This is a genomic window from Streptomyces sp. NPDC040622 (assembly GCF_055593965.1).
In genome coordinates this window covers 95302-108708 of record NZ_JBVIXD010000010.1, presented here as the reverse complement: position 1 = coordinate 108708, position 13407 = coordinate 95302, and the positions used below count along the sequence as shown (strand labels likewise).

General features: G+C 72.7%; 10 protein-coding genes and 1 pseudogene. 6 read left to right on the top strand and 5 right to left on the bottom strand.

Going from position 1 to position 13407, the window contains the following annotated elements:
- Positions 1 to 19 precede the first annotated feature (19 nt).
- The gene (locus tag ACZ592_RS28425; RefSeq protein ID WP_471584497.1) at positions 20 to 679 is read right to left on the bottom strand and encodes a DUF3105 domain-containing protein; all 660 of its coding nucleotides are present in this window, start codon (positions 677 to 679) and stop codon (positions 20 to 22) included.
- Between the two features lie 266 nt (positions 680 to 945).
- On the opposite strand from ACZ592_RS28425, the gene ACZ592_RS28420 reads away from it, so the two are divergent.
- A complete protein-coding gene (locus tag ACZ592_RS28420; protein ID WP_471584496.1) occupies positions 946 to 1383 on the top strand; it encodes an RrF2 family transcriptional regulator in 438 nt (145 codons plus the stop codon).
- Positions 1384 to 1425: 42 nt separating this feature from the next.
- Here ACZ592_RS28420 and ACZ592_RS28415 read toward each other — a convergent pair whose 3' ends face one another.
- A complete protein-coding gene (locus tag ACZ592_RS28415) occupies positions 1426 to 2781 on the bottom strand; it encodes a globin domain-containing protein (RefSeq protein WP_471584495.1) in 1356 nt (451 codons plus the stop codon).
- A 336-nt stretch (positions 2782 to 3117) separates the two neighbouring features.
- Here ACZ592_RS28415 and ACZ592_RS28410 point away from each other — a divergent pair, with 336 nt between their 5' ends.
- Positions 3118 to 4479, top strand: coding sequence for a glutamine synthetase family protein (locus ACZ592_RS28410; protein ID WP_384257058.1), 1362 nt, complete (start codon positions 3118 to 3120; stop codon positions 4477 to 4479).
- A 77-nt stretch (positions 4480 to 4556) separates the two neighbouring features.
- On the opposite strand, the gene ACZ592_RS28405 is transcribed toward ACZ592_RS28410, so the two are convergent.
- Together ACZ592_RS28405 and ACZ592_RS28400 are read right to left on the bottom strand one after the other, a co-directional pair.
- The gene (locus ACZ592_RS28405) at positions 4557 to 4991 is read right to left on the bottom strand and encodes a VOC family protein (protein ID WP_471584494.1); all 435 of its coding nucleotides are present in this window, start codon (positions 4989 to 4991) and stop codon (positions 4557 to 4559) included.
- Between the two features lie 63 nt (positions 4992 to 5054).
- A complete protein-coding gene (locus ACZ592_RS28400; protein WP_471584493.1) occupies positions 5055 to 5567 on the bottom strand; it encodes a pyridoxamine 5'-phosphate oxidase family protein in 513 nt (170 codons plus the stop codon).
- 117 nt (positions 5568 to 5684) lie between these two features.
- Between ACZ592_RS28400 and ACZ592_RS28395 the strand changes: the two genes are divergently transcribed.
- Both ACZ592_RS28395 and ACZ592_RS28390 read left to right on the top strand, forming a co-directional pair.
- A complete protein-coding gene (locus ACZ592_RS28395; protein ID WP_471584492.1) occupies positions 5685 to 8678 on the top strand; it encodes a bifunctional [glutamine synthetase] adenylyltransferase/[glutamine synthetase]-adenylyl-L-tyrosine phosphorylase in 2994 nt (997 codons plus the stop codon).
- A gap of 141 nt (positions 8679 to 8819) precedes the next feature.
- A pseudogene (locus tag ACZ592_RS28390) lies at positions 8820 to 9344 on the top strand (eCIS core domain-containing protein); the annotation flags it as partial.
- A 52-nt stretch (positions 9345 to 9396) separates the two neighbouring features.
- Here ACZ592_RS28390 and ACZ592_RS28385 read toward each other — a convergent pair.
- Complete coding sequence (locus ACZ592_RS28385) at positions 9397 to 10062, bottom strand: TetR/AcrR family transcriptional regulator C-terminal domain-containing protein (protein ID WP_471584491.1); 666 nt, start codon at positions 10060 to 10062, stop codon at positions 9397 to 9399.
- A 168-nt stretch (positions 10063 to 10230) separates the two neighbouring features.
- Between ACZ592_RS28385 and ACZ592_RS28380 the strand changes: the two genes are divergently transcribed.
- Together ACZ592_RS28380 and ACZ592_RS28375 are read left to right on the top strand one after the other, a co-directional pair.
- Positions 10231 to 11715 carry an APC family permease gene (locus tag ACZ592_RS28380; protein ID WP_471584490.1) on the top strand — a complete coding sequence of 495 codons (1485 nt, stop codon included), beginning with the start codon at positions 10231 to 10233 and terminating at the stop codon, positions 11713 to 11715.
- Between the two features lie 99 nt (positions 11716 to 11814).
- Positions 11815 to 13395, top strand: a complete 1581-nt coding sequence (locus ACZ592_RS28375; RefSeq protein ID WP_471584489.1) for an amidohydrolase — start codon at positions 11815 to 11817, stop codon at positions 13393 to 13395.
- Positions 13396 to 13407 lie beyond the last annotated feature (12 nt).

The window sequence follows — 13407 nt, the reverse complement described above, 5'->3', positions numbered from 1 at the left end:
CCACCCGACCCCACCGTGTCTACTGCCCCATGCCGTTGGTGCACGCGGCGCCCGGCTCCGGAGTCTGCTTGCCCTGGACGTACTTGGAGAAGAACTCCTTGACCTTCGGGTCGTCCGCACCCGACACCGTCCGCTGGTGCGCCCACGCGCTCAGCATGACGGGATCCTTCTGGTCCTTGACCGGGCTCATCAGCGAGTACGGCGTGGCCTTGACCTTCGCCTCGAGCTTCTTCAGGTCGGCCGGCTTCGCCTTGTCGTTGTAGGTGACCCAGACGGCCCCGTGCTCCAGGGAGTGCACGGCGTTCACCTCCGGGATCTCCTTCTTGTAGACGTCGCCGTTGCAGTTCATCCACACCTGATTGTGGTCCCCGCCGACGGGCGGTGTCATGGGGTAGTTCACGGTCTTCGCGACATGCGTACGGCCGAGTTTGCCCCAGACCTTCTCGCCGTCGGCGGAGACCTTGTACTTCGGCCAGCCCTTGGCGTCGTCGTTCGAGCCGGAGTCGTCGGACGCCTTGTCGAAGAGGAAGAAGCCGCCCACGCCGAGCGCCGCGACGACGACCGCGCTGACCGTGATCGTCAGGGCCCGGCCCCGGCGGTCACGCGCGCGTTCGGCCCGGCGCATCTCCTCTATCCGGGCCTTGCGGGAGGCGTTGCTCGTGTTCTTGGCGGAACCCATGGTGTGTCCTTCTGCGAAAGGGACGGACGGGACGACGAACGAGTCCGCTGATCGTAATGCGAGCGCGGGGCAGTACTACAGGGCGTAGGAGAAGTAGCCGACGCAACCAGGCCAAGAACGCAAAGAACAAGGACCCACAGCCCCCACGCCCCCACAGACCGAAGACCCACGCCCCACAGACACCCACCCCCCCGAAGGCCCTCGCCCCCACTCCCACCGCCGCCCAAAATTTGAAGCACAGATGCGCATTACCTACGCTCGACGGCATGCGGCTCCTGCGATCCACCGACCTGGCGTTGCGCACCCTCATGCGACTCGCCGTGGTGAGCGGCACGGCACCCACGACGCGCGAGGTGGCCGCGGACATGGCGGTGCCGTACACGCACGAGGCGAAGGTCGTCGCCGAGCTCCAGAAGCGGGGCCTGCTGGAGGCCCGCCGGGGCAGGGGTGGCGGTCTGGCGCTGACGGAGGCGGGCCGCACCGCGTCGGTCGGCGCGCTGGTGCGGTCCTTCGAGGGCACGGGCGACGTGGTGGACTGCGAGGGCGGCACCCCCTGCCCGCTGAACTCCGCGTGCCGCCTGCGCGACGCGCTGCGCACGGCGCAGGAAGCCTTCTACGCCTCGCTGGACCCGCTCACGGTCGCGGACATCGTGGCGGCGCCGACGGGCCCGCTGCTCCTGGACATCACGACCCGCACCGACTGAGCGTCCCCCGCCCGCGCTCCCGCCCCGCCTCCACCCCCGCTCTCAGCCCTGCGCGAGCCACAGATCGGGCCCGAACACCTCGTAGTGGATGTCGGCGGCGGCGACCCCGCGCCCGATCAGCTGGGTCCGCACGGCCCGCATGAAGGGCAGCGGACCGCACAGGTACGCGCGCGTGCCCGCAGGGATCGCGGGGAGCACCGTGAGGTCGACGCGTCCGGTGAGGTGCGCGGGGTGTCCCGCCTCCGGCCGCTCGTAGAAGAAGTGGGCGGTGCCGCCCGGCAGTTTGCCGGTGTACGCCGCGTGGTCGGCGCGCAGCGCGTGCTCGGCGGGGGAGCGGTCGGCGTGCACGACGGTGACGGGCGCGCGGTGTCCCGCGGCGGCGAGCTGCTCCAGCATGGCGATCATCGGGGTGACGCCGATACCGGCGGAGGCGAGCAGCACGGGCACCTCCGCCCCGCCCCCGTCCATCCCGCCGCCCTCGTCCGCCCCGCCGCCCCCAAGATCAGCCTCGGCCCGGCCCCCCACACCGCCCCCCACACCCCCGACATCCAGCACGAGATCCCCACAAGGCGCCGAGACCCGCACCACACCGCCCTCCCGCACCCGCGCATGCAGATGGTTGGAGACCTCCCCCTCGGGTACCCCGGCGCCGGCGTCCCCCCGCACCCGCTTCACGCTGATCTGCCGGACGGGGGAGTCGGGGGAGGCGGCGGAGCCGGGGGTCCCGGGGGAGGCGGGGGCCCCGAGGGATCCGGGCCCGTCGGACAGGCTGTACTGGCGTATCTGCCGGGCGCCGTCGTCCAGTTGGACCTGCACGGACACGTACTGTCCGGCGCGGAAGTCCGGTGCGGGCGCCCCGTCGAGGGGGCGCAGCCGGAACGTGGCGACGTCGGGCGTCTCCTCGACGCGGTCGACGACCTCCCACTCCCGCCAGGCGCCCTCGCCGGCGGTGACGCCCTGCTCGGCGTAGAGCCTCGCCTCGATGGTGATGAGGGCGTTGGCCATGAGCCAGTAGACGTCGTCCCAGGCCGCGGCCACCTCGGGCGTCACCGCGTCGCCGAGGACCTCGGCGATGGCGGCGGAGAGGTGGCGGTGCACCGTCCGGTACTGGGCGGGGGCGATGCCGAGCGACGCGTGCTTGTGGGCGATGCGGCTCAGCATGACGTCGGGTCGCTCGTCGGGGTGTTCCACGAGGTGGGACGCGAAGGCGGCGATGGATCCCGCGAGGGCCCGGCGCTGGGTCCCGGCTGCCTGGTTGCCGCGGTTGAACAGGTCCCGCAGGAGTTCCGGGTGGGCTGCGAAGAGGCGCTCGTAGAACCGTTCGGTGATGTCGCCGATGGCGGCGCCGACGGCGGGCAGGGTGGCGCGGACGATCGCGGCGGACTGCTCGGAAAGCAACGGGACTCCTCAGGGCCGGTGCGGCGGGAAGCCGGGAGGAGGCGGGCAGCCCGAAAGGCGGACGGGCGGTACGGGCGGTTACGCCTCCCTTGTCTGTTTCAGACCGTAGAAAACTTGCATCTTGGATGCAAGTTTTAGGCGAGGATCCGGCGGCCCGCTGTTACCCGGCCGCCCATCAGCAGGCACTATGGGCACAGAGCGGCAGGCCGAGTGGCGCACACCACGGCACGCGGTCCGCAACGCGCTCGAAACCGCACCATGGGATGCTCGGGTGCCGAGCTGTCCCGAGGCGCGGGTGCAGGTGGCCTGACCAGCAAGGATGGGTGGAAGCGGAAGATGGACAAGCAGCAGGAATTCGTGCTCCGTACGTTGGAGGAGCGCGACATCCGGTTCGTACGCCTCTGGTTCACGGATGTCCTCGGCTTCCTCAAGTCGGTGGCCGTGGCCCCGGCCGAGCTGGAGCAGGCCTTCGACGAGGGCATCGGTTTCGACGGTTCGGCGATCGAGGGCTTCGCCCGGGTGTACGAGTCGGACATGATCGCCAAGCCGGACCCGTCCACGTTCCAGGTGCTGCCCTGGCGCGCGGAGGCCCCCGGTACGGCCCGCATGTTCTGCGACATCCTGATGCCGGACGGCTCCCCGTCCTTCGCGGACCCGCGCTACGTGCTGAAGAGGGCCCTCGCCAAGACCTCCGATCTGGGCTTCACCTTCTACACCCACCCCGAGATCGAGTTCTTCCTCCTGAAGGACAAGCCGCTGGACGGCTCGCGGCCCACCCCCGCCGACAACTCCGGCTACTTCGACCACACCCCGCAGAACGTGGGCATGGACTTCCGCCGCCAGGCGATCACGATGCTCGAATCCATGGGCATCTCGGTCGAGTTCAGCCACCACGAGGGCGCCCCGGGCCAGCAGGAGATCGACCTGCGGTACGCCGACGCGCTCTCCACGGCGGACAACATCATGACGTTCCGCCTCGTCATGAAGCAGGTCGCGCTCGAACAGGGGGTCAACGCGACCTTCATGCCGAAGCCGTTCTCCGAGCACCCCGGCTCGGGCATGCACACGCACCTCTCCCTCTTCGAGGGCGACCGCAACGCGTTCTACGAGTCGGGCGCCGAGTACCAGCTCTCCAAGGTCGGCCGTTCCTTCATCGCGGGCCTGCTGCGGCACGCCGCGGAGATCTCGGCGGTCACCAACCAGTGGGTGAACTCCTACAAGCGCATCTGGGGCGGCTCCGAGCGCACGGCCGGCGCGGGCGGCGAGGCCCCCTCGTACATCTGCTGGGGCCACAACAACCGCTCGGCCCTGATCCGCGTCCCGATGTACAAGCCCGGCAAGACGGGCTCCGCGCGCGTGGAGGTCCGCTCCATCGACTCGGGCGCCAACCCCTACCTGACGTACGCCGTGCTGCTCGCCGCCGGACTCAAGGGCATCGAGGAGGGCTACGAGCTCCCGCCGGGCGCCGACGACGACGTGTGGGCGCTGCGGGACGCGGAGCGCCGCGCGCTGGGCATCGAGCCGCTGCCGCAGAACCTGGGCGAGGCGATCGCGCTCATGGAGAAGTCCGAACTGGTCGCGGAGACGCTCGGCGAGCACGTCTACGACTTCTTCCTGCGCAACAAGAAGCAGGAGTGGGAGGAGTACCGCAGCGAGGTCACCGCCTTCGAGCTGCGGAAGAACCTGCCGGTGCTCTAGGCCGGCCCCGCAGGGGGGGGCGCGAGGAACCGCCCGCGCCCCTTACGGCCAATGGCTCACGACTTGTGGCGTGTGGCTTACGGGCCGCTCACGATCGCGTTCCGCAGCGGCGTCGTCGCGCGGACCCGGTACTCCTGGATCGCCCAGCCGTTGCCGTCCGGGTCCTTGAAGTACATGAACGTGCCGCCGTCCTGCGGCGCGTGCTGCACCGGCTCCGTGACGTCCAGGCCGCGCGCGACCAGCTCGGCGTGCGCGGCCTTGGCGTCCGCGACGCACAGCTGCAGGCCCTGGTAGGAGCCGGGGGCCGGCGTCGGGCCTTCCATCGTGTCCCAGAGCGTGTCGGCCAGGGCGATGGAACAGCCCGATCCGGGCGGGGTCAGCTGGACGATGCGCAGGCCCGGCATGACCTCCGTGTCGATGTCGACGTGGAAGCCCAGCTTGTCGCGGTAGAACTGCTTCGACCGCTCGATGTCGCTCACCGGCAGCGGGACCACTTCGAGTGTGTATTCCATGGCCCGCAGTACATCAGGGAGTTGAGGGCCTGTCAGCGCTCGCGGCCGGGTGTCGTGGGCGGGTCACGCGAACCGCCACCGCGTCTGGCTGAACGGCTCGCCCTTGCCGAAGCCGAAGGCCGTGCGGGGCGCCACCGCGAAGACGTACGCGTGACCGGGTCCGTGGTGGAAGCAGCCGTCGCGCACGTCGTAGTGCCAGAAGCTCCCGTACTTCTCCTCCCAGGCCGCCGCCAGGCGCCGCAGCCGCGCGTCGTCGGTGACCCGGACCGCCGTGCCCTCCACGACCAGGTCGTAGCCCTTGTCCCAGAGGTTGACGCCGGTGGTCAGGACGGTCTCGGGGTTCGCCGCGAGGTTCAGGGCCTTGCGCTCCTCGGGTCCCGTCGCGAAGTGCAGGGCGCCGCCCTTCCACACCGCGGGCAGCGGGGTGACGTGGGGGCGCCCGTCGGGCCGTACCGTCGAGATCCAGAACAGCTCGGCCGTCTTCAGGCGCGCCACGGCCTCCTGCCACGGTGTCGCCTCCGCCCCCGGGCTGCTGTACCTGGCATCCAGTTCCGTACGGGGTTCCTCGCTCGGCATGACTGTCCTTCCGACGCCGCTTCGGTGGTCCTGTGCAAGGACAGACTCCGCGGGTGCGCGGAGTTCATCGGTCAGGCCGTAGGCTCGGCTCGAGGTGTGATCGAACGGAGGCTCGGCATGACGCTGCCGCAAGGGCGACGAAGCAGTACGTTCACGCGGCTGCTGCGGCACGGCTTCACCGATCCGTCCACCGCGGAGCGGTTCCTCGACGACCCCGCGCTGAGCGCCGTACGGGACGACCCGCTGCTCCTGGACGCGCTCGGCGCCACCGCCGACCCCGACCTGGCCCTGCTGGGCCTCGTCCGGCTCGTCGAGGGCCAGGCGGACGATCTGAGCAGCCGGGAGCTGCTCGACACCCTCGTCACCGCCAAGCCCCTGCGCGACCGGCTCCTGGGGGTCCTCGGCGCCTCCGAGGCCCTCGCCGACCACCTGGCCCGCCACCCGCGCGACTGGCGGGCGCTCGTCACCTACGAGTCCTCCGACCTGCACCCCGGCGTGGAGGAGTTCGAACAGGGCCTCGCCGATGCCACCGACCCGGTCTCGCTGCGCGTCTCCTACCGCCGCTGCCTGCTCTCCATCGCGGCCCGCGACGTCTGCGGCACGACGGACGTCGCCGAGGCGGCGGCCGAGCTCGCCGACCTCGCGACGGCGACGCTGCGGGCGGCGCTCGCCATGGCCCGCGCGGCGGCGCCCGGCGACGCCGCGCAGTGCAGGCTCGCGGTCCTCGCGATGGGCAAGTGCGGTGGCCACGAGCTCAACTACGTCTCCGACGTCGACGTCATCTTCGTCGGCGAGGCCGTCGAAGGAGCCGACGAGGACAAGGCGCTGCGGGCGGCGACCCGCCTCGCCTCGCACATGATGCGGATCTGCTCCGAGACGAACGTCGAGGGCACCATCTGGCCCGTCGACGCGAACCTGCGCCCCGAGGGCAGGAACGGCCCCCTGGTGCGCACCCTGTCCAGCCACCTCGCGTACTACCAGCGCTGGGCGAAGACCTGGGAGTTCCAGGCGCTGCTCAAGGCCCGCCCCGTCGCGGGCGATCTCGCGCTCGGCGAGGAGTACGTGGCCACGCTCGCGCCGCTCGTCTGGCACGCCGCCGAGCGCGAGAACTTCGTGCCCGACGTGCAGAAGATGCGCCGCAGGGTCGTCGAGAACATTCCGGCGGGCGAGGTCGACCGGGAGCTGAAGCTCGGCCCCGGCGGGCTGCGCGACGTCGAGTTCGCCGTGCAGATGCTGCAGTTGGTGCACGGGCGCAGCGACCCCTCGATCCGCAGCGGGTCGACGCTCGAGGCGTTGCAGGCGCTCGGCGCCGGCGGTTACGTGGGGCGGGTGGACGCCGCCCAGCTCGACGACGCGTACCGCTTCCTGCGCTCCCTCGAACACCGCATCCAGCTCTACAAGCTGCGCCGCACCCACCTCGTCCCGGAGGGCGACGCGGACCTGCGGCGCCTCGGCAGGTCCCTGGGGATGCGCACCGAGCCGATCACCGATCTGGGCCGGGCGTGGAAGCGGCACACCTCCGTGGTGCGCCGCCTGCACGAGAAGCTGTTCTACCGCCCGCTGCTCGACGCGGTCGCCCAACTCGCGCCGGGCGAGGCCAGGTTGAGCAACGAGGCGGCCCGCGAACGCATGATCGCGCTCGGTTACGCGGACCCGAGCGCCGCCCTCAGGCACCTGGAGGCCCTCGCCTCCGGGGTCACCCGCAAGGCGGCGATCCAGCGCACTTTGCTGCCGGTCCTGCTCGGCTGGTTCGCCGACTCCGCCGACCCCGACGCGGGCCTCCTCGGCTTCCGCAAGGTCTCCGACGCGCTGGGCAAGACCCCCTGGTACCTGCGCCTGCTCAGGGACGAGGGCGCGGCGGCCGAGAACCTCGCCCGCGTCCTGTCCGCCGGGCGCCTCGCCCCCGACCTGCTGCTGCGCGCCCCCGAGGCGGTCGCCCTCCTCGGCGACGCGCGCGGCCTGGAGCCCCGCGGCCGCGCCCAGCTGGAGCAGGAGGTCCTGGCGGCGGTGCGCCGCGCGGACGGCGCCGAGCAGGCCGTCACCGCGGCCCGCGGTGTACGCCGCCGTGAGCTGTTCCGCACCACCGCGGGCGACATCATCGGCTCGTACGGCACGGAGGACAGCCCCGCGGAGGCGGACCCGGGCAGGCTCGTGGACCGGGTGGGCGACGCGGTCTCCGACCTGACGGCCGCCACCATCGCGGGCACGCTGCGCGCGGTCGTCCGCGAGGGCTGGGGCGACACGCTCCCCACCCGTTTCGCGGTCATCGGCATGGGCCGCTTCGGCGGCCACGAGCTGGGCTACGGCTCGGACGCCGACGTCCTGTTCGTGCACGCGCCGCGCGAGGGCGCCGACGAGCAGGAGGCGGCGAAGGCGGCGTCCAAGGTGGTCTCCGAGATGCGCCGCCTGCTCCAACTTCCCTCTGCCGACCCGCCGTTGCTCATAGATGCCGATCTGCGCCCGGAGGGCAGGAGCGGTCCGCTGGTGCGCACCCTCAAGTCGTACGAGGCGTACTACCGCCGTTGGTCCCTCGTCTGGGAGTCCCAGGCGCTGCTGCGCGCCGAACCGGTCGCGGGCGACGCGGAGCTGGGGCGCGCCTTCATCGACCTGATCGACCCCCTGCGCTATCCGGCGGAGGGGCTCGGCGAGGACGCGGTCCGGGAGATCCGCCGCCTGAAGGCCCGCATGGAGGCGGAGCGGATGCCGCGCGGCGCGGACCCGACCCTGCACGCCAAGCTCGGCCGCGGCGGCCTCTCCGATGTCGAGTGGACCGTGCAGCTCCTGCAGCTGGAGCACGGCTGGGCCGAGCCCGGCCTGCGCACCACCCGGACCCGCGAGGCGCTGGCGGCGGCCCGCGCGGCGGAGCTGATCCCGACGGACGACGCGGCGATCCTCGACGAGGCGTGGGTCCTCGCGACGCGCGTGCGCAACGCGGTGATGCTGGTGCGCGGCCGCGCGGGCGACACGTTCCCCTCGGACGGCCGTGAACTGGCCGCCGTGGCACGGTACCTGGGCTACGACACCGGGCACGTGGGCGACATGCTGGACGACTACCGGCGGATCACGCGCCGGGCGCGGGCCGTGGTGGAGGAGCGGTTCTACGGGGCGTGAGGCGGTTCTACGGGTGTGAGGCGGGCGCCGTTCCACGCGTGGCTGCCTCCGAGGGCACCGAACGCTGCCCTCGCGCACCTGGCAGGACGGTGTCCCCATGACGTATCCAGGTAGGGACCAGTCCGTCTCCCTGGAGGCTCCATGCACGCCCGTGAAACCCCCGGCTCCCGCGAGGGCGACGCGGCGGGCCGCACGCCGGCCCGCCCCGCCGGATCGCCGTCGAGCGCAGGAGGCGGGTCCGCCCAGGAGCTCATGGCCCTGCAGCGGACCGCGGGCAACGCCGCCGTCGTACGGGCCGTGCAGCGGTCCTCCGTCCACGACGTGCTCAGCAGCGGCGGCCGGCCCCTCGACACGGGGACCCGCAGCGACATGGAGGCCCGCCTGGGCGCCGACTTCTCCGACGTCCGCGTCCACAACGACAGCGCGGCGAAGGCCTCCGCTGCCGAGGTCGGCGCCCGCGCCTACACCTCCGGCAACCACGTCGTCATCGGCGACGGCGGAGCGGACCGCCACACCCTCGCCCACGAGCTGACGCACGTCATCCAGCAGCGCCAGGGCCCGGTGGCCGGCACGGACAACGGCGACGGCCTGCGCGTCTCGGACCCCTCCGACCGCTTCGAACGCGAGGCCGAGGCGAACGCCCACCGGGCACTGTCGGGGCCGGCGCCGGAGGAGGCGCACGCGGACCACGCGGAGTAGGCGGCGGTTCCTGGCCTGGTCAGGGCCCGGGGTCGGGCCGGGGTTCAGGCTCGGGTTCAGGTTGGGATTCAGGCTCGGTGTCCCGCTTCCGCAGCACCCTCGCGTGCGCGACGAACCCCGCGAGCGCCAGGTCGAACGCCCGGTCCGCCCTGCCCGTCGGCACCGCGTCGAGCGCCCGGGCCAGGCGAGGTGTCGCCGACTCGTCGGTCAGGACCCACATCGTCTCCGGGGCCGCGAGGTCCAGGGCCGAGCCGAGGACCAGGTTCTCCAGGCCGGTGATGACCGGCATGACGTCGGGCAGGGCGAAGCCCGCCGCCAGGAGCAGTGTCACCGCGCGCTCGTACTGGTCGAGGACGCGCGGCGCCCGCACCGGTGACGTCGTCAGGAGCGGGATCGCCTTGGGGTGGGCCGCGAAGGCCGCGCGGTAGGAGCGGGCCCAGGCCGTCAGGGCCTCGTCCCACGGGCCCGCCGCCAGCGTCGCCGTGTCGATCGACTCGGCCACCCGCTCCCGCAGCAGCTCGACGATGCCGTCCCGGCCGTCCACATGGTGGTACACCGAGCCGGTCTGCACGCCGAGCCGCCGGGCGAGCCGCGGCACGCTGAAGTCGCCTTCCTCGTCGACGAGTTCGAGCGCGGTCGTCGTGATCCGCTCCCGGTCCAGAAGTGCTGTGCGCGGCCGCCCCATGCCCCTGATCTCCCTGTGAAGTCTTCCCGAACTGCCCAGGGTGAGGCTACATTGCCGAAACCGAAAGCCTTTAGGTTTTCGGTCTCCCTCGCATGCCGTCCCCTCCGTGCAAACCCCTGCCCCCCATGCCGTGCTCCGCCCCGCCTGCCGCAGAAGGGCTGTTCCTCCATGGCCGTCACGCTCCGCACCGGCTCCCTCGGCACCGCCGACATCGCCTTCTTCGTGGTCTCCGCCGCGGCCCCGCTCACCGTCATGGCGGGCGTCGCCCCCATCGCCATCTCGCTCGGCGGCATCGGCGCCCCCGCCGGCTACCTCCTCGCCGGCCTCACCCTCGCCGTCTTCGCCGTCGGGTTCACCACCATGAGCCGGCACGTGCGCAGCGGCGGTGCCTTCTACGCGTACATCACCCGGGGCCTCGGCCGCCCGGCCGGCATCGCCGCGGCGCTCCTGGCCATGCTCGGCTACAACGGCATGGAGATTGGCGTCTACGGTCTGCTCGGCACCGCCACCCAGGACACCGCGCACGCCCTCCTCGGCGCCGACATCCCCTGGCTCCCGGTCTCCCTCGCGGGCCTGCTGATCATCTGGTACGGCGGGTTCCGGTCCATCGACTTCGGCGCGAAGCTGCTCGGCGTGCTGCTCGTCGCCGAGACCGGCATCCTCGTCCTGCTCGCGGGCGGCGTCCTCCTCAAGGGCGGCGGCGACGGCCTCGGGCTGCGGAGCCTCGCCCCCGGCAACGTCCTCGTACCCGGCACCGCCGCCGTACTGGCCTGCGCCTTCGCCGCGTTCACCGGCTTCGAGTCCACCGTCATCTACCGCCGCGAGGCCCGCGACCCCGACCGCACCGTGCCCCGCGCCACCTACTTCGCCGTCGCCTTCCTCGGCCTCTTCTACGCCTTCGTCGTCTGGACCGTCATCCAGGCCTTCGGCGACGACAAGGTCGTCGAGGCGGCGGGCTCCGACCCGGCCGGGCTCTTCTTCTCCGCCATCACCACCTACGTCGGCGCCTGGGCCGCCGACCTCATGCACGTCCTCATCGTCACCAGCGTCCTCGCCTCCCTGCTCGCCTTCCACAACGCGATCAACCGCTACGGTCTCGCCCTCGCGGAGGAAGGCGTCCTGCCCAAGGCGCTCGGCCGTATCCACGCGCGCCACCGCTCGCCGTACGTCGCCGGCGCCGCGCAGACCGTGCTCGGCGCGGTGGTCGTCCTCGCCTTCGCGGCGGCCGGCGCCGACCCCTACCAACAGCTCCTTCTCTGGGTCAACACCCCCGGAATGATCGGCCTGTTGACCCTTCAGCTGCTCGCCGCGATCGCCGTGCCCTGCTACTTCCGGCGGATCAGCCACCAGGAGGGTGTGCTGCGCACCGTCGTCGCGCCCGTCCTCGCGACCGTGCTGCTCGGCGTGGCGCTGGTGCTCGTCGTCACGCACATCGACCTGTTCACGGGCGCGTCGACGCTGGTGAACACGGTTCTCGTCGCGCTGGTGCCCGCCGCCCTTCTTCTCGGTCTCGTGTTGGCGTGGCGGCTGCGGCGGGGACGGCCCGAGCTGTACGCGGGCTTCGCGGCGGAACCGGCGTCCTGCGACCCCCACCCTTCGGCGCCGCCGTCACCGGCTCCGCCGAGTTCGTCCGCGAGCTCCGCCAAGCCCTGAAGGAGCAGCGGGACCCCCACCACAGGCTTGCACCACCCCGCACCGGTCCGTCATGAAGTGCCGGCCGGCCTGAACCGTCCATCTGAACGGAGTTCCCCCGTGTCCGCACCAGATCTCATCCTCACCAACGCCGACGTCCGCACCCTCGACCCCGAGCGGCCCCGCGCCGGTGCCGTCGCCGTACGGGACGGGGTGATCGTTGCCGTCGGTGACCGTGATGACGTGCGTGAGTCGTGCGGGGGCGGGACCGAGGTGGTCGATCTGGGCGGGGCCACCCTCACGCCCGGTCTCGTCGACTCGCACAGTCACCCGGTGTGGGGGCTCGAGATGGCCACCGGCACGGATCTCTCCGCCGTGCGCGACCTGGACGGTCTGCGGGGCGCCCTGCGCGGGGCCGAACGGATCGAGGGGTGGGTCGTCGCCTGGGGGCTCGATCACAACGCCTTCGGCGGGCGGGCCGTCGACCGGGCGCTCGTCGAGGACGTCCTCGACGGCGCGCCCGCCTTCATCCGGCTGTACGACGGCCACTCCGCCCTGGTCAGCGGCGCCGCGCTGCGCGCCGCCGGGGTCGAGGGGCCGCGCGAGTTCGTGCAGCGCTCCACCGTCGTCTGCGACCCGGACGGGCGCCCCACCGGACACCTCGTCGAGCACGCCGCCATGGACCTCGTCCAGGCCGTGCTGCCCCGGCCCTCGTACGCCGAGCGCCGCGCCCGGCTGGTCGAGCTGCTCTCCGCCATGGCGGCCACCGGGCTGACCGGCGCCCATGTGATGGACCTCGGCGACGGTGACGTACCGAAGCTGCTCGCGTCCGTCGAGGAGGAGGGCGACCTGCCGCTGCGGCTGCGGCTCGCGCCCTGGTGCATGCCCGGCGTGGGGCGGGAGGGGATCGACGCGATCGTCGCGCTGCAGGCCGAGGCCGGGCGGCTGTGGCGGGTCGGCGGCGCCAAGTTCTTCATGGACGGCACCGTCGAGGGCGGCACGGCCTGGCTGGAGCACGCGGACTGCCACGGCCAGGGCACCGACGCCTTCTGGCCGGACCCGCGGGCGTACGCGGACGCCGTGCGGCGGCTGCACGGGGCCGGCGTGCGCACGGCGACCCACGCCATCGGCGACGCGGCCGTGCGGCACGTGCTGGACACCGTGGCGTCCCTGGGCCCGGACGGCCGTCTCGCGCACCGCATCGAGCACATCGAGACCGTGCCGGACGACACCGTCCCGCGCTTCGCCGAACTGGGCGTCATCGCCTCGATGCAGCCGCCGCACACCGCGTACACGCGCGCCGACCACAGCGACGAGTGGTCCAAGCGGCTGGGTGACGCCCGCGCGGCGCGCGCCTGGCGCACCCGGGACCTGCGGGACGCCGGGGCCTTCGTCGCCCTCGGCTCCGACTGGCCGATCGCGCACTACGACGTGCGTCAGGTGCTGGCCACGGCCCGGGCCCCGCGCGGCGCGGCCTCGGCGGGCGCCGGGCTCACCGGGCTGATGGCCCTGGAGGGCTGCACCACGCATGCCGCGGTGGCCGCGGGGGAGGCGGGCGTGGCGGGGCGGATCGCCCCGGGGTTCCGCGCCGACCTCACGGCCTTCGGCCTCGACCCGGTGGCCGCGCCCGCCGACGAGGTGGCGCAGGCGCCGGTGCGCCTCACGATGGCGGGGGGCAGGATCACGCACCGGGCCGACTGACCCCCGGAAAAG